We start from the raw sequence: 17,185 nt of genomic DNA on the forward strand, positions 1-17,185 counted from the left end.
TATCAACATATCTGGCGTTGACTTTTGGCACGCTGTTGAGTTCTCAAGGAACGGACGCTTCCTTCGTACTCACCCTCTCGGGCTTTCCTCCGGGCGCTTCCCTTTCGGTGTTTCCGACTCTATCAGACCCTTTCGGCTCTGATTCCCCGTCAGAGGGGGTTGCCATCCCGGCCGTTGGGCCGTTCCGACGTTTCAAACCTTAGCGGATCCTCTCGGCGATTCCCAATCGGGCCGGCTGGTCCAAGCGGGTGCCACCGAGTCCCGGGAAACGAATCGATTTGAATTCGGGCACGCCGAAATCAACCCGTTCGGGAGATCGTGCTGGTGGTTTGGGTGCCGCTGCTGCGGCGGGAGGTGCTGTCGTAGGACTGTTACGGCCCCGCGGCAACTCGGAGAACATTACGGGTCGGTCAGGGGGCTGTCAACACTCCCCTGTCAAGATCTTTTAGTCCAGGTCGCTGAGGCGTCCGCCGGCGTCCGGCTGTGCGTGCTCCACCCTGCGCAGGAGGCGGGTCAGCACCTCGCCCAGCACTCCGCGCTCCGCTGCCGACAGGTCCTGGAGCAGGTCCTCCTCGAAGACCGACGCGAGGCGCATGGCCTCCAGCCACTTCCCGCGGCCCTCGGGGGTCAGCTCCACAATCACCCGGACGCGGTTCTGCTCGTCCCGCTCCCGGGTGACGAGCCCCTCCGTCACCATCCGGTCGATGCGGTGCGTCATCGCCGCCGGCGTCAGGCCGAGTCGCTTGGCGAGGTCGCCGGGGCCCATGCGGTAAGGGGCGCCGGAGAGGACGAGGGCCTTGAGGACCTCCCAGTCCGCGTTGCTGATGCCGAGGGCGGCGGTGTGGCGGCCGTAGGCGACGTTCATCCGGCGGTTCAGGCGGGACAGCGCCGAGACGACCTTCTCGACCTGGGGGTCGAGGCCCTGGAACTCGCGCTGGTAGGCGGCGACCTGCTCTTCGAGGCTCGGCTCGCTGCCGATGGCCGCGTCGCTGGTGTCGGAGGTGTCACCCATGGTCCGCAGTATCGCACGGTGACGCTTGGTCCTGAAGTCCTTCGAGGTGTAGCCTTTAGCTTCGAAATTTATCTTCGAAGTCTTCAGTTCTAACGACCGGGTACTTCCGGCTGATCGGCTTCCACGACTCGAGAGAGGTGAACGTGACCAGGGCGATGGGCGCAGCGATGCGCCGGATCCACGTGGGCAACGCACTCAGCGCGTTCGGGCTCGGCTTCACCGTCCCCTACATGTACGTCTATGTGGCGCAGGTGCGGGGGCTCGGCGCCATGACGGCGGGGACGGTCCTCGCCGTCTTCGCCGTGGCCGCGCTGATAGTGCTGCCGTTCGCCGGTCGGGCGATCGTGCGGCGCGGCCCGCTGCCGGTTCTGCTCGCCGCCCTGGTCACCGCCGCTCTGGGGGCGCTGAGCCTGGGGCTCGCGGCGAGCGCGGCGGCCGTGCTGGTCGCCGCCACGGCGCTCGGGGCCGGGCAGGCCGTGATGCAGCCTGCGCTGGCGACGATGATCGTGGACTGCTCCACGGCCGAGACGCGGTCGCGGGCGTTCGCGATGCAGTTCTTCCTGCAGAACCTGGGGCTCGGCGTCGGCGGTCTCATCGGCGGTCATCTCGTCGACACCACGCGCGTGTCGTCGTTCACGCTGCTGTTCGCGATCGAGGCGGCGATGTTCCTGCTGCTGGTCGTGGTTCTGTCGACGGTGCGGATGCCGCACGCGCCGGCGGTCGGCGATGCGCCGGAGGTGTCGGCGCGGGGCAGCTGGAAGCAGTTGCTGGGGAACAGGGCGATGGTGCAGCTGTGTGTGCTGGGCTTCGTGCTGTTCTTCGCCTGCTACGGGCAGTTCGAGTCGGGGCTCAGCGCCTACGGGGTGGAGGCCGCCGGGATCTCGACGTCCGCGCTGGGTACGGCGCTGGCCGCGAACACGGCGGTGATCGTGGTGGCGCAGTTCGCCGTGCTGAAGTTCGTGGAGCGGCGCAGGCGGTCCCGGGTGATCGCCGCCGTGGGGCTGATCTGGGCCGTGGCGTGGGTCACGGCCGGGTACGCGGGACTGGGTCACGGCAGCCAGGAGATGGCCACGGCCGCGTTCGTGTCGACGTACGCCCTGTTCGGGCTGGGTGAGGCGATGCTGTCGCCGACCGTCGCCCCGCTGGTGGCCGACCTCGCGCCGGAGGGCATGGCCGGGCAGTACAACTCGGCCTTCGCCCTGGTGAAGCAGCTTGCGCTGGCGGTCGGCCCCGCGGTGGGCGGGCCCATGGGGGCCGCGCTGCACGCGCCGTACATCGTGACCTTCACGCTGTTCTCGCTGGGGGTCACGGTGCTCGCGGTGCGGCTCGGGCGGCGGCTCACGGAGGCACAGGACCGGCCGGGGCTCGCCGCGCGGAGCCGGGTGGTGGCCCGGGGTGCCGCTCCGCGCGGGTCGGCGCAGTCCAGTCCGTCCGGCGTCTGAGGTCCGTGGCCGCCGCGGGGCGGCGGTCACGGGGGTTCAGGGCCGCGGTCGGTTCAGGGGCGTGGGAGGACGAACTCGCACCAGACCGCCTTTCCACCGCCGGGGGTTCTGCGTGACCCCCAGGTGGAGGCGATCGTCGCCACGATGGCGATGCCCCGGCCCGACTCGTCCCCCGGTTCCGCGCGGCGCCGCCTGGGGAGGTGCTCGTCGCCGTCCGTGACCTCCACGATGAGGCGGCGGTCGGTGCGGCGCAGCCGCAGGCGCGTGGGCGGGGTGCCGTGCTGGAGGGAGTTGGCGACCAGTTCGCTGGCCGCCAGGACGCCCAGGTCGTGGAGGTCGGCGGGGAAGCGCCAGCTCGTGAGGACGCCGGAGGCGAAGGCACGCGCGCGTGGTGCCGCTTCCACACCGCCGAGAAGTTCCAGGGCGGCGTTGCGGAAGAGTTCGCCGTCCGCGCCGGTGCGTGCGGGGTGCTGGAGGACCAGGAGGGCGACGTCGTCGTCGTGGTCGGCCGTGACGCCGGCGGAGCGGACCAGGCGGTCGCAGATCACCTGGGGGGTCCCGGTGGCGCCGGCCAGGGCGCGTTCGAGCGCCGCGATTCCCTCGTCCAGGTCCTCGTTCCGGCGCTCGACCAGGCCGTCCGTGTAGAGGACCGCCGTGGAGCCGGGGCTCAGCGGGACCGAACCGGAGGCGTGCATCCAACCGCCGGTGCCGAGCGGGGGGCCGGTCGGTTCGTCGGTGCGCAGGACCGTGCCGTTCTCGTCGCGGACCAGGATGGGGAGGTGGCCGGCCGAGGCGTACACCAGCTTGCCCTCGTTCGGGTCGTGGACGGCGTACACGCACGTGGCGATCTGGTTGGCGTCGATCTCGATGGCGAGGCCGTCAAGGAGTTGGAGGACCTCGTGCGGGGGCAGGTCGAGGCGGGCGTACGCACGGACCGCCGTGCGCAGTTGGCCCATCACCGCCGCCGCCCGTACCCCGCGGCCCATCACGTCGCCGATCACCAGTGCCGTGCGGCCGGCGCCGAGGGTGATGACGTCGTACCAGTCGCCGCCGACGGCGGCCTCCGTGCCACCGGGCTGGTAGGTGGCCGCGATGCGCAGGTCGTCGGGCTGCTCCAGCTCCTGCGGGAGGAGTGAGCGCTGCAGGGTCACCGCGGTCTCGCGCTGGCGGCGTTCGCTGGCGCGCAGGCGTTCGGCGGCCTCGGCGTGGTCGGTGACGTCGGTGGCGAACACGAGTACGCCGGCGCCGTCGCCGTTCTCCGCGGCGGGGGTGCAGGTGAAGGTGTAGGAGCGGCCGTCGACGGCCTTGCGGGACTTGAGCGTGCGGGGCTTGCCGCTGCGCAGGACCTGGTCGAGGAGGGGCAGCAGGCCCAGTTCGGCCAGCTCCGGGAGGGCTTCGCGGGCCGGTTCACCCGTGGGCCGTACCCCGAAGGCCGCTGCGTAGGCGTCGTTGACGTAGGCGATGCGGTGGTCGGTGCCGTGCATCAGGGCGACGAGGGCCGGGACGCGGTCGAGGACCTCGCGTGCGGGGAGTTCGTCGACGGCGGGCATGGGGGTCGCCCCGTCGGACAGCTGCTCGGCACGGGCCGCGGGCACGCAGCCTTCCCCTCTCCGGTCCGGGGAGACCGCGTGCTCGGTCCGCGCTGCCGCGCGGCGCTGCGTTCCGGGGAGCCGGGCGCTCCAGCGCGTGAAGTTCACTTGGGAAGAAGCCTCGTGGGTGCTGAGGACGGGCGGGTGCTCGTCCGAGGTCGTGGGGCAGTCTGGCAGTGTCCTGCGGACCGCGGCGACATCCGTCAGACGCCGGGGCGGGCCGTGGAGTTCCTCGGTCCGGTCAGTTCGACCCCTTCGGGTCGTCAGGACGCTCGGATTGAGGCTTTCCACCGGCCGCGAGTTCGAACTCCGCTCGGGGATGTTCGAGCGATCCGAGGGAGACGATCTCTCGTTTGAAGAGCCCGGAAAGGGTCCATTCGGCGAGGACTCGGGCTTTTCGGTTGAAGGTGGGCACCCTGCTGAGGTGGTAAACGCGATGCATGAACCAGGCAGGGTAGCCCTTCAGCCGGCGTCCGTAGATCTGGGCGACGCCCTTGTGCAGTCCGAGGGAGGCGACGGATCCGGCGTATGTGTGCGCGTACGTCTCCAGGGGCTCGCCGCGCAGGGTGTGGGCGATGTTGTCGCCGAGGACCCTGGCCTGGCGCACCGCGTGCTGGGCGTTGGGCGGGGTCTCGGCGCCCGGCTCGTCCGCGGTGACGTCGGGCACGGACGCGGCGTCCCCGGCGGCCCACGCGTGGTCGGCGCCGTCGATGCTCAGCTGGGCGGTGCACTTCAGGCGCCCGCGCCCGGTGAGCGTGAGGTCGGTGGCGGCGAGGAGCGGGTGGGGTTTGACGCCCGCGGTCCACACGACCGTGCGGGTCGGGAGGCGCTGGCCGTCACTCAGGACGGCGACCCGGCCCGCGCAGGATTCGAGCCGGGTCTCCAGGAGCACCTGGATGTTGCGGCGGCGCAGTTGGGTGACGGTGTAGCGGCCCATGTCCGCGCCGACCTCGGGAAGGATGCGGTCGGAGGCCTCGACGAGGATCCATTTCATGTCCTCGGGCCCGACGTTGTGGTAGTAGCGCGCGGCGTAGCGGGCCATGTCCTCCAGTTCGGCGAGCGCCTCGACACCGGCGTAGCCGCCGCCCACGAAGACGAAGGTGAGGGCGGCGTCGCGGATGGCCGGGTCGCGGGTGGAGGAGGCGATGTCCATCTGCTCGATGACGTGGTTGCGCAGGCTGATGGCCTCCTCGACGGTCTTGAAGCCGATGCCGTGCTCGGCGAGACCGGGGATGGGCAGCGTGCGGGAGACCGAGCCGGGGGCGAGCACGAGTTCGTCGTAGTCGAGGTGGTCGGCGCCGCCGCCCTCCTCCTCGGTGGCGAGGGTGATGAGGGTTGCGGTGCGCTTGGTGTGGTCGATGGCGGTCACCTCGCCGATGACGACGTGGCACCGGTCCAGAACACGACGCAGCGGTACGACGACGTGCCGAGGGGAGATCGAACCGGCGGCCGCCTCGGGCAGGAACGGCTGGTACGTCATGTAGGGATCGGGCGTGACGACGGTGATCTCCACGTCACCCTGCCTGAGCTCCCGTTTCAGCTTCCGTTGCAGACGCAGGGCCGTGTACATCCCGACGTAGCCGCCGCCGACAACGAGAATGCGCGCACGTTCCTTCACCATCCCATGACGCACCCGGCGCTGGTGTTTGTCCACAGCCCCGGCAATTTGTGTGACCGGCGGTGCTGTGCGGCCGCGCTCGGCCCCGGCGCCGGCGCCGGGAGCAAGCGGGCAGGTCAGCGGGGGCGGACGGGAGGGCGCGGGGGTGCATAATCGGGACGAATGTGCCCCGTACTCCGATCGGGGGGCGCTCCGTGCGGAACCTGCCCCTTCTGAATTGACTCCCGCTCAACTATGTTCGTGTCGACGGGGTGTAGGGGATGTGGTCGAGCGGGGCCGCGATGAGCGGAATCACGGTCGTGGCACGGCGCCCGTTCCGAGCACCTCGGATTCAGTGGCGGGGAGTCTCCGGGGGGAGACGTCATTAACCGGGGGATCGCTTATGCATATTCAGGACACGCATTGGTCATCAGCGTCTGCCATCGCGCCCGGTGGCGGGCCGGCCGGCGCCCAGACGGGCAACGGGCGCGCGGAGGGACCGCGGACCGCGCCGCTGCGGGTGGACGCGCAGCGCAATCTGGAGCACGTGCTGCGTGCGGCCCGCGAGGTCTTCGGCGAGCTGGGTTACGGCGCGCCGATGGAGGACGTGGCGCGGCGGGCGCGGGTAGGCGTCGGCACGGTGTACCGGCGCTTCCCGAGCAAGGACGTCCTGGTCCGGCGGATAGCCGAGGAGGAGACGTCCCGGCTCACCGACCAGGCGCGGACGGCGCTCGGGCAGGAGGACGAGCCGTGGTCGGCGCTGTCGCGCTTCCTGCGCACGTCGGTGGCCTCGGGCGCGGGGCGGCTGCTGCCGCCGCAGGTGCTGCGGTTCGGGGTGCCGGCCGACGCGGACGCCGAGGAGGGGCGGGTGCCGCAGCAGCGGAACCAGCCGGGCGCGGGTGAGCTGCGGCTGGTGCCGGAGGAGCCGGCGGTCGCCGACGACTCGGGGGCGGCGGCCCTGCTCGACGTGGTGGGCCGGCTCGTGGACCGGGCGCGCGCGGCGGGCGAGCTGCGGCCGGACGTGTCGGTGTCGGACGTCCTGCTGGTGATCGCCACGGCGGCGCCCTCCCTGCCGGACCCGGCCCAGCAGGCGGCGGCCTCGTCGCGGCTGCTGGACATCCTGCTGGAGGGACTGCGGTCGCGGCCCGCGTGACCACCGCCACCCGTCGACGACAGAGAGTGAGTATCCGACCACAGAATGTCACGAACGGTCAGATCAAGTCCCGGCCGGGGTGGACCAGTTGAGTCTTCCCCGTCCGGAGGGCCGTCGGTACTGCGGCAAGGCAAGTCCGCTCGGACGAGTGGACGCCCGGCACCGGGGGGTCCTGAACAAAAGCCAGTGTGGCACTCTGGCCCGGTGATCGGGTCGGGCTGGGCGGGCGTCGGGGGCTTTCCAGGATGAGCGTTGACGGGCGGGACGAGTCGCGCGGTGACGGTGACACGGGGGCGGAGGGGCTGACCTCGCCACAGGTGCCGAACCAGGGCGGTCCCTCGGAGGGCCCGCAGTCCGGGCCCGCCGGCCCGGTGGACGGCAGTGTCCCGGCGCAGCGCAGCGGGGGCAGCGTCCTGCCGCCGCCGCGTGAAGTGCCGCCGGCCGACGGCGAACTCATCACGCAGATGCGCTCGGGCGACGACAGCGCCTACGAGGAGCTGTACCGCAGGCACGCCGACGCGGTGCGCCGCTACGCCCGCACCTGCTGCCGCGACGCCCACACCGCGGACGACCTGACCGCGGAGGTCTTCGCCCGCATGCTCCAGGCGGTGCGCGGCGGCTCCGGACCCGAACACGCCGTACGCGCCTATCTGCTCACCTCCGTCCGGCGGGTCGCCGCACACTGGACGAACTCGGCCCGGCGCGAGCAACTGGTCGACGACTTTGCGGTGTTCGCGGCGCAGGCCGCACGGACCTCCGAGGTGTCCGACGACGACACGCTGGACCTGGGCGCCGACGTGCGGGCGATGCACGAGGCCGAACAGTCCATGGCCATGCAGGCGTTCCGCTCGCTGCCCGAGCGGTGGCAGGCCGTGCTGTGGCACACCGAGGTGGAGGACGAGTCGCCGAGCGACGTCGCCGGCCTGTTCGGGCTGGACGCCAACGGCACGCGCGTGCTCGCCAGCCGCGCCCGTGAAGGCCTCAGGCAGGCCTACCTCCAGGCCCATGTCAGCGCCGCCCTCACCGGCGACGAGGAGTGCGCCCGCTACGCCGACCAGCTCGGCACCTACGCCCGGCGCAAGCTGCGCTTGCGCGCCGAACGCGGGCTGCGCAGGCATCTGGAGGAGTGCGCCAAGTGCCGGCTGGCCGCCGCGCAGATCGAAGAGGTGGCCAGCGGCATCCCCGCCGTCGTCCCGGTCGCGGTCATCGGCTGGTTCGGTGCCGCCGGGTACGCCAAGGTGCTCGGGCTCATCGCCGGTGGCGCCGGGGTGGGCGCGGCGGGCACGGCCGCGGCGGCGAGCGGCGGCTCGTCGGGTGGAGCCTCAGGCGGCGCGTCGGGTGGAGCCTCAGGCGGCGCGTCGGGTGGAGCCTCGGGCGGAGCCTCGGGCAGTGGCGCGGCGGCCTCGGAGGGGGTGGGCGCGCCGATCAAGGCCGGTATCGCGGCCGGTGTGGTGGCGGTGGCCGCCGCCGCTGCGCTGGCGCTCGCTCTGGTGAACGACAGCCAGCCGACGAAGGAGGTCGCCAAGCCGTCGCCGTCCCCGTCGGTCCTGCAGCCGGGGTCGCCGACGCCGGTGCCGACCCCGCCCAAGGAGAAGCCCGCGCCGGAGGTGCCGGTCTCCGATCCCCGGCCGACCCCGACCCCGCCCCCGACGCCCACTCCGACACCCACCCCGACGCCGCCACCGAAGTCGAGCCCCACGCCGGCTCCGGACCCGACGCCCCCTCGCGCTCCCGAGCCGACGCCGACCCCCACGCCGACACCGACCCCGACGCCGACCCCCACGCCCCCTCCGCCGCCCGCGCCGACCGTCTACCGGTGGAGCGATCTGGGCTACGACATCACCGGCGACGGCACCGAACCGGAGATGCAGCTGGCCGGGAGCAGTTGGGTGTGGAAGCGATCCGGCCTGTCCATCGCACTCCAGCAGTACGCGCACGGCGTCACCGTGCACGGCAGGTCCTCCGTCACCATCGACCTCAACCGCGCGTGCTCGGCCTACGACGCGATGGCCGGCGTGGACGACCTGAACCTGGGCCTCGGCAAGGTCTACTTCTCCGTGTACGCGGACAGCGTGCGGCTGTGGAAGTCCGGGCTGGTCCAGGGCGGGTCCCCGGCCGTCCCGGTCCATGTGAACCTGACCGGGCACAAGACCGTGCAGCTGGTGGTCGAGCCGCACGACGGCCACTTGAACAGCGTGGCGTTGGCGGACTGGGCGAATTCCACGTTCACCTGCCAGTAGCGGCGGGCCGCTCCGCGCCGGGGGTCCTCGCGCGGAGCTGGTCGACGACGTCCTCCACGGTGAGGGACGCGCCACGGGCACGCTCGGCCGCGCAGCGGCCCGGGGACAGACCCGCCCGGGCGGCGGCCTCGATCCGCTCCACGGACGTGCGCTCCGGCGCCGGGCGCGGACGGCCCGCCCGCCAGTGGTCGCCGGCGGCGAGCAGCCGGACCGCGCCCGGCAGATCACCGAGAGCGGCCAGCAATTCAGCCCCGATGTCCGCAAGACCCGCGGTGACCGACTCGGCGCACCGCTGCGCCGCCGCCTCCCGCAGCGCGCCGGCCACGATCGGCAGCGCGCGCCCGGGACCGCACTCCTGCGCGGTGACCGAGGCGTCGAGCCCGTTCAGCGCCGCGTTGAACTGCGGTGGCGGGGTTCCGCGGGCGGCCACCGCGCGGGCCGCGTCGCACAGCCGGCGCGCGCGGCCGGTGTCGTCGTCGTCCAGCGCGAACTGTGCCCGCAGCATCAGGGCGAACGCCCGCGCGTCCGTCACCCCGTACCGCTCGGCGCCCGCCTCCGCCTCGTCCAGGGCGGCCAGGGCGCGCGCCAGGTCGCCGGAGCGGTAGGCGACCTCGGCGAGCCGGGAGACGAGGAACGGCGACTCGGCCCAGGCGCCCACCTCGTGGGCGAGCCGCAGCGCCTCCTCGTACTCGGCCCTGGCCTCATCGAACCGGCCGCGGGCCAGCGCGGCCTCCCCGGCCACGCCGCACACTTGGGCGCGCATCCAGCGGTCGCCCACGCGACGGCTGAGGACCCGCAGCTCCGCCAGGTCGTCGTCGACACCGCGCAGGTTCCCGGGCGAGTCGACGACCATGTGGGAGCGGAACATCAGGACGACGCCGAGCTCCCAGTCGCCGCCGTACGCACGGCAGTTGGCGACCGCCGCGTCCATCGTGGGCCGCGCCTCGGCCGGGGCGTCCAGGTAGTACGCGGTCAGCGGCCACACCAGTCCCGGCATACGGGCCGCCGCCGGACCGCCGTGCTGGAAGGCGTCCCGCACCCGGGCGGCGTAGGCGGGAGCCCGGTCGTCCGCCGCGAGGTCCGGGGCTCCGGACTCGGAAACCAGGAACAGGTACAGCATCCGCAGGTCCATGCGCAGGGTGTGCCGCGGATGCCGGGCCTCCCCGTCCGGGGCGGCGAGGAGGGCACCCACCGGGTCGGCGCGCTCGACCAGCAGGGGCAGCTCCGCGGCCGGGGCACCGTCGGCGACGGCGTCCAGGGCGACCCCCAGCCGCAGTACGAGCCGCACCCATTCCGCCGCCTCCAGGCGGTAGTTGCGCAGCCACCAGAACCAGCCGACGGCGAGGACGAGCGCTCCGGCGTCCTCCTCGCGGCCGTCGCGCACCGCGCGCCCGAGCGCCGCGCGGATGTTGTCGTGCTCACTCTCCAGGCGGTCGATCCACGGGAGTTGCTCCGCCGAGCGCAGCAGCGGCTCGGCCCGCTCAGCCAGCGCGCGCACCCACGCGTGGTGCCGCCGCTCGGCCGCCGCGCGCTGCCCGGGTGACTCGGCCGCGCGCTCGGCGGCGTACTCGTGGATGGTCTCCAGCATGCGGTACCGCATGGGGCCGGTGCCGTCCCGGCCGCCGGGGGCCGCCACGATCAGGGACTTGTCGACGAGCGCCCCGACCAGGTCGGCGGCGGGGCCGGTGCACACGGCCTCGGCCGCCGCGAGGTCCCAGCCGCCGGCGAACACCGACACCTCGCGCAGCATCGTCCGCTCCCGCTCGTCCAGCAGTTCCCAGGACCAGTCCACGACGGCGCGCAGGGTCTGCTGGCGGGGCAGGGCCGTACGGCTTCCGGAGGTGAGCAGGCGGAAGCGGTCGTCGAGGCGGTCGGCGATCTGCCGGGGCGTCAGCAGCCGCAGCCGGGCGGCGGCCAGCTCGATGGCGAGGGGCAGGCCGTCGAGGCGCCGGCAGATCTCGGTGACCGCTTCCTCGTCCCGGAGCGCGTCGGCCGCGTCGGGACGGACGGCGGTCGCGCGCTCCGCGAAGAGGCGGCGCGCCTGGTCGGGGGCGAGAGGCTCGACCGGGCGCACCGACTCACCGGGGACGCCCAGGGGTTCACGGCTGGTGGCGAGGATCGTGAGCCCGGGGCAGCGGGTGAGCAGCGTCTCGGCGAGGGCGGCGGCCGCGCCGATGACGTGTTCGCAGTTGTCAAGGATCAGGAGTTGGCTGCGCGGTGCGCAGTACTCGACGAGCAGGGCCACGGGGTCGCCCTGCGGGGTCACCAGGTCGTTGGTCATGAGCGCGGTCTCGCGCAGACCGAGCGCGCTGACCACCGCGCCTGGCACCGCCTCCGGCCGGTCGAGCGGCGCCAGCTCGACGAGCCATGCCTGCGGAAGCCCGGCGGCGGCTTCCTCGGCGAGACGGGTCTTGCCCGAGCCGCCCGGTCCGGTGAGGGTGACGAGGCGGGCCCTGTGCAATTCGGAACGAACGGCATCGAGTTCGGGTTCCCGGCCGACGAAGGAATTCAGACGGGGGCGGAGGTTGCCGACGCGCTCGGGAGGCTGGGGGAAGGCGGCGGACGCGGGCCGGTCCGAGGCGTCCGCCGGGTCGTTCTGTGTCAGCAACGTCCGGTGCAGTGCCCGCAGTTCCCGGCCGGGGTCGGCGCCGAGACCGTCGGCGAGGGTGCGGCGGGCCGTCTCGTACGCGGTGAGGGCGTCGGCGCCGCGGCCGGTGTCGCGCAGGGCGCGGATCAGGAGGGCGTGCAGGGACTCGTCGTAGGGATGGGCCGCGGTCAGCTCGCGCAGCTCGGGTACGACGTCGTGGGCGCGGCCGAGCCGCAGTGCCGCCTCGGTCCGGGCGCGCACCGCCTCCAGGTGGAGGGCCTCGGCACGGGTCGCGGCGGTGCGGTCGGGAAGGTCGGCGAGGGCGGGGCCGCGCCAGAGGGCGAGGGCCTCGGTGAGGGTGTCCGCCGCGGCGGCCGGGTTGCCCGTCTCCAAGGCGGTGGTGCCGTCGCGCACCAGCCGTTCGAAGACGAACAGGTCGATGTCGTCGCGGGCCGCTTCGAGGCGGTAGCCGCCCGGGACGGCGGCGACAGTGTGTCTGCCGAGGGCGCGGCGGAGCCGGCCGACGAGGGCCTGGAGCGCGGCCGGGGCGTCCTGGGGCGGGTCGTCCGCCCAGACCTCGGCGATCAGGGTCCCGGAGGTGGCCGTACGGCCGGGGCGCAGGGCCAGCGCGGTCAGCAGCGCGCGCCGCCGGGGCCCGCCGACGGGGACGGTGCCGCCCGCCTCGTCCGTCGCTTGGGCCACGCCCAGAATTCCGTACCGCACCGAGCCATTGTCACCGGGGTCCACCGCGGCGGCACGGGAGTTTCCCCGGCGCCGGCGGAGGGCGTTCCGCCTGGTGGCGGGCGGCGGGATTCCGGGACGGGACGCGACCACTGGTGGGCGGAACGTCCGCGCCTGGCGCCGGAGCGCACGGGGGCAGAACGGATCGAGGCTGCCGCCCGGGCGGCCCACCCTTACCGGCAGGTGAACCCGGAACCCGCCCAGCCCGCCGCCGCCAGGCCCTCGAAGGCGCCGTTGTGCCGCTCGGCCACCAGGTGTAGGCGCGGGCGGCCGGTACAGGCGCGGGTGAGGTGCGGCCAGAACGCGGTTCCGCGGGCGGCAGAGGCAGGCGCAGGGCAGACCAGGGTCCGCGCGGCGGGATCCCCGTGGTGCCCGGCATCGGGTCCGCGCGGCGGTGGGCGCCGGCGTCCCTGCGTCGGGAGCCGGGCCGGCGCCCGCCCCGCGGGATCCGAACCGCGGGACGGGGGAGCAGCCCCGGTCAGCCGCCGGAGGTCAGGGCTCCTCTTCTGGGGGCTATGCCACCCGGGACGGCGCGGGCGCGGGCGGGTGTGCCGCTCCAGCAGGTGCCGCGGCGGGCCAGCAGGCGGCGCAGCCACAGTTCCAGGGAGACCAGGTCGGCGAGGCCGTCCAGCGGCAGTGGTTCGCCGGCCGCCGCCCCGCGCAGCGCCTTGCGGACCACCCGGGCCTCGATCAGGCCCGCGTCCGCGAGCAGCGGGGTCGTGAACAGGGAGATCAGCGAGTCGGCGGCGACGCGCAGGCCGGTGCGGGAGGCGGCGGCCGAGGAGGCGTGGGACGGGGCGCCCCAGCCGGGCGGGAGTCCGGTGACACCGGCGCCCTCCAGGACCGTACGGAGGATCTCGGCGCGGGCGCCGGGCTGGACGCGCAGGGCCTCGGGGAGGGCGCGGCAGGCGCGGACGACCTGGTTGTCGAGGAACGGCGCATGCAGCCGCTGGGAGCGGACCTCGGCAGCCTGTTCCAGGACGCGCAGGTCGGCGGCGTGCCGGGCCAGGGCGGCACGCGCGCGGTAGTCACCGGGGCGCTGCCCGGGTCCGACTCCGGAGCGGTTCGCCGCACCCTGGAGCAGAACCGATACTTCAGCCAGCGCCTCACCGGTCAGCCAGCGCGCGGCCGGCCCCGGTCTGGCCCAGGTAAGCGCCGCAAGGGACGCGCCGACCGCGCCCCCGGGGTCCTCGAAGCGGCGGCGCAGCAGACGGTCGGCGAGCGTCTCCAGGCCGGCCCCGTACGGCGTCCGCGCCAGCCGCCGCGCCGCGCTGTACACGCGCGCGGGGACCAGCACCGAGCCGTCCGCCTTGGCCAGGGCGGCGACCGGGCGCACCAGGTGGCGCCGTTTGCGGTCCATGAGCAGGTCGGCGAGGCGCGCCGGGTGCGCGTCCAGGACCTGCCGGGCGCCGTAGCCGGTGAAGTGGTCGGCACTGCCCGCGGCCAGGCGCACCCGGTGGCGGGCCGCCGACACCAGGGACGGCCCCGGTTCGTCCGTCAGCGGGCCGTCCAGGTCGGCGTACGGGAGCAGTTCCTCCCCGCCGGTCACCACCACGTGGTGCAGGCGCGGATTGGCCGCGAGCGTGCCCGCCCGTTCCAGTTCGGCCTCCCGGCCGCCGACGGCCAGGTCGTTGAAGGTGACGGCCAGCAGGCGCTCGCCCGCACCCGTGCCGTGGCCCAGGAGGGTGCCGGGCCGGCCCGGGAGTCCGGCCGCCAGGAGCGCGAGGGTTCCCGAGGCGGGACCGCCGGACAGGTCGGCGCCGATTCCCGGTACGGGCATCCCGCGCGCGGCGCGCCGTTCGGCGGGCCCCATGCCGGGCACCGGACCGGGGTCGAGGTCGATGCCGGGTACGTGCCGGGGTGCGGCGAGGCGGGTGCGCACGGCCTCCACGAGCGCGTCGCGCACGGCGTCCACGGCGCTGTCCGGGTCGGCCGGGGGCGCCGCCACCGCGAGGGAGGCGACCGGTTCGTACCCTGCGACCTCGCGTGCTCCGGCGCGCAGGACCAGCGCATGCCCCGGCGGAATGCGTCGCACGCCCTCGTACGGGGTCGAGTCGTGCAGCGCGGCCGGTACGTCGGGGGCGGCGAGCAGGGCCGCAAGGTGGCCGAAGTCGAGGTTGGCCTCGATGAGATCGGCGAGCGGCAGGGCGGCGGTGGCGTAGGCGGTACCGCCTGCCCAGGGGGTGTGGAACACCGGGCGGGCGCCCGCGAGATCGCCGCAGACGGTGATGCGCCGGCCGACCTGCACGACGGCGGTGTAGCTGCCCGGCCAGGCGGTCAGATGACGCAGTGCGCCCCCGCGCGCGGCGAACAGACCGAGCCGCAGTTCTTCGTCGGAGGCTCCGCACGTGCCCAGGACGGCGATGCGGTTCTGCGCGTCGGCCTTCACCACCCGCACCTCGTCCGGCCGCCAGTCGCCGACCGCCCACAGCGGGTCGGGATCGCCCCACAGGAGCTGGGAGCCGATCGGGTGCACGGTCTCACCGTCGTACCCGGTGCCGCCCGCCGAGCCGGGACCGACGACGCCCGCGGCGATGCTGCTCCATCCCACCAACCACCGCATCGCCGCCTCCACAGGCTGTGGACAACCAGTGCTCCGCACGAACCGGTGCACCATGCTGCCATGAACAACGCGGCCCGGAGGGGCGGTGGCAACGCCTTCGATCGGGGGAACGCGACCTCGCGCGCGTGCCGGTGAAGCGGCCAACCCCCTTACGGCAGCAGGTGGTTGCGACGCGAATGCGCCCCCAAAAGCTCCCCAAAGAACACCCTGAGCGCCCTCAACTCCCATGGTGGGAGGGGTAATCACCCGCGGGAGGAACGGTCGATTTTCAGCCAATTTGCCGGAGTGGGGACAGGCGCGCACACGCTCCGTACAGGTTCTGCGCAGCGTAACGAGCGGCGCGACGAAGCGCACAGTCCGGGAGGCGGGCATCGCCTCCCGGACCGGTCCGCCACCCGCGGGGATGTAGGTGACGGTATCCCCCAGCCCACTGGATCCAGTACAGCGGGCCGACCCACGCACCACCCATGGAACCGCTCCCCAGGTGGCCGGAGAAGAGCGCACGGACGGGCGCACGGCCACACGGCGGGGGCACGTCGCGACACCCCGTGCACGGTGCGTACAGGGCCCGCACTCCCGTACGGACCACAATCCCGCCATCCGGAACAATGCCCCTTAACGCTTGGGATGCGGCGAACTACGCTGGGTTTACGAATGCCGCGTGGTTATGCCAGCGCGGCAGCCGTCTGTGTCGAGGGGTGGCGCATGTCCAGGGAGCAACGCGGGCCGAACGAAAAGCTCGGCGCCGTTCTCGCCCTCGCGGGAATCAGCAACGCAGGACTCGCGCGACGCGTCAACGACCTTGGCGCTCAACGCGGGTTGACTCTTCGCTACGACAAGACGTCGGTGGCACGCTGGGTCTCGAAGGGGATGGTGCCGCAGGGAGCTGCGCCACATCTCATCGCGGCCGCCATCGGCCAGAAGCTCGGCCGTCCGGTGCCGCTCCACGAGATCGGCCTGGCGGACGCGGATCCCGCCCCCGAAGTGGGCCTCGCCTTCCCCAGAGATGTGGGACAGGCGGTGAAGTCTGCGACGGAACTGTACCGTCTCGATCTCGCCGGGCGCCGGGCCGGCGCCGGCGGCATCTGGCAGTCGCTCGCCGGGTCCTTCGCGGTGAGCGCCTATGCGACGCCCGCCTCACGATGGCTGATAACCCCCGCCGACAGCTCGGTGGCGCGTGAGGCGAACCCGTCCGAGGGCTCCGGGTCACCGATCAAAGTCGGCCACAGTGATGTGCGGAAACTGCGGGAGGCCGCCGAGGACGCCAGGCGCTGGGACTCCAAGTACGGAGGCGGCGACTGGCGTTCGTCCATGGTGCCCGAGTGTTTGCGGGTGGAGGCGGCCCCGCTGCTGCTCGCCTCGTACTCCGACGAGGTAGGCCGCGCCCTGTTCGGCGCCGCCGCCGAACTCACCCGGCTCGCGGGCTGGATGGCGTTCGACACCGGGCAGCAGGAGGCCGCGCAGCGCTACTACATCCAGGCGCTGCGGCTCGCGCGCGCGGCGGCCGACGTCCCCCTCGGGGGGTACGTGCTGGCCTCCATGTCCCTGCAGGCGACCTACCGGGGCTTCGGCGACGAGGGCGTCGACCTCGCGCAGGCCGCCCTGGAGCGCAACCGGGGCCTGGCCACCGCCCGCACCATGAGCTTCTTCCGCCTGGTCGAGGCACGCGCACACGCGCGCGCCAGCGACGCGCAGGCCGCCGGCGCGGCTCTGAAGGCGGCCGAGGGCTGGCTGGAGCGGTCCAGGGAGGGCGACAACGACCCGTCCTGGCTCGGCTTCTACTCCTACGACCGGTTCGCCGCGGACGCCGCCGAGTGCTACCGCGACCTGAAGGCACCGCGCCAGGTCCGCCGCTTCACCGAGCAGGCGCTGTCGAAGCCGACGGAGGAGTACGTGCGCTCGCACGGCCTCCGGCTCGTCGTCTCCGCCGTCGCCGAACTGGAGTCGGGCAACCTGGACGCGGCGTGCGAGCAAGGGGTGCGGGCGGTCGAGGTGGCCGGGCGGATCTCGTCCGCGCGGACGACGGAGTATGTCAAGGACCTGTTGCACCGGCTGGAGCCGTACGGAGACGAGCCGCGGGTCGTCGAGCTGCGGGAGAGGGCTCGGCCGTTGCTGATGGCCCCCGCGTAGGGACCGTCGCCCGCATGGGGTCCGGCGGGGGCGTCCGCCCGGCCGGGCTGCCGTGCGGGCCGCCCGCCCGCGGGGGGGGGTGCCCGCGCGGTTGCCCGTGCCCCGGGTCTGCTGTCCGGCCCTGCGTTTGA

At 73.6% G+C, this 17,185-nt stretch carries 9 protein-coding genes; 4 read left to right on the plus strand and 5 right to left on the minus strand.

What is annotated here, in order from left to right:
* Window positions 1–445 precede the first annotated feature (445 nt).
* Window positions 446–1,012 carry a MarR family winged helix-turn-helix transcriptional regulator gene (locus CTZ28_RS45145; protein ID WP_121895691.1) on the minus strand — a complete coding sequence of 189 codons (567 nt, stop codon included), beginning with the start codon at window positions 1,010–1,012 and terminating at the stop codon, window positions 446–448.
* 143 nt (window positions 1,013–1,155) lie between these two features.
* Between CTZ28_RS45145 and CTZ28_RS45150 the strand changes: the two genes are divergently transcribed.
* Entirely contained in the window at window positions 1,156–2,454 is a 1,299-nt protein-coding gene (locus CTZ28_RS45150) for an MFS transporter (protein WP_259472106.1), read from the plus strand.
* Window positions 2,455–2,507: 53 nt separating this feature from the next.
* On the opposite strand, the gene CTZ28_RS45155 is transcribed toward CTZ28_RS45150, so the two are convergent.
* Both CTZ28_RS45155 and CTZ28_RS45160 read right to left on the minus strand, forming a co-directional pair.
* Window positions 2,508–4,151, minus strand: a complete 1,644-nt coding sequence (locus CTZ28_RS45155) for an ATP-binding SpoIIE family protein phosphatase (protein ID WP_121895695.1) — start codon at window positions 4,149–4,151, stop codon at window positions 2,508–2,510.
* A 133-nt stretch (window positions 4,152–4,284) separates the two neighbouring features.
* Complete coding sequence (locus CTZ28_RS45160) at window positions 4,285–5,664, minus strand: NAD(P)/FAD-dependent oxidoreductase (protein ID WP_121895697.1); 1,380 nt, start codon at window positions 5,662–5,664, stop codon at window positions 4,285–4,287.
* A 379-nt stretch (window positions 5,665–6,043) separates the two neighbouring features.
* On the opposite strand from CTZ28_RS45160, the gene CTZ28_RS45165 reads away from it, so the two are divergent.
* Window positions 6,044–6,793, plus strand: coding sequence for a TetR/AcrR family transcriptional regulator (locus tag CTZ28_RS45165; protein ID WP_121895699.1), 750 nt, complete (start codon window positions 6,044–6,046; stop codon window positions 6,791–6,793).
* Between the two features lie 245 nt (window positions 6,794–7,038).
* Complete coding sequence (locus CTZ28_RS45170) at window positions 7,039–9,033, plus strand: sigma-70 family RNA polymerase sigma factor (protein ID WP_121895701.1); 1,995 nt, start codon at window positions 7,039–7,041, stop codon at window positions 9,031–9,033.
* On the opposite strand, the gene CTZ28_RS45175 is transcribed toward CTZ28_RS45170, so the two are convergent.
* Window positions 9,020–12,343 (minus strand): AfsR/SARP family transcriptional regulator, encoded by a 3,324-nt coding sequence (locus CTZ28_RS45175; protein ID WP_183154896.1) that lies wholly within the window; start codon window positions 12,341–12,343, stop codon window positions 9,020–9,022. The genes CTZ28_RS45170 and CTZ28_RS45175 overlap by 14 nt on opposite strands.
* A 496-nt stretch (window positions 12,344–12,839) precedes the next feature.
* Window positions 12,840–14,924, minus strand: a complete 2,085-nt coding sequence (locus tag CTZ28_RS45180) for an asparagine synthase-related protein (protein WP_121895705.1) — start codon at window positions 14,922–14,924, stop codon at window positions 12,840–12,842.
* Between the two features lie 705 nt (window positions 14,925–15,629).
* Here CTZ28_RS45180 and CTZ28_RS45185 point away from each other — a divergent pair.
* A complete protein-coding gene (locus CTZ28_RS45185) occupies window positions 15,630–17,054 on the plus strand; it encodes an NsdA family TPR-like regulatory protein (RefSeq protein WP_121895707.1) in 1,425 nt (474 codons plus the stop codon).
* Window positions 17,055–17,185 lie beyond the last annotated feature (131 nt).

It is taken from the genome of Streptomyces shenzhenensis (assembly GCF_003688995.1).
GTDB classification, from domain to species: Bacteria; Actinomycetota; Actinomycetes; order Streptomycetales; family Streptomycetaceae; genus Streptomyces; species Streptomyces shenzhenensis_A.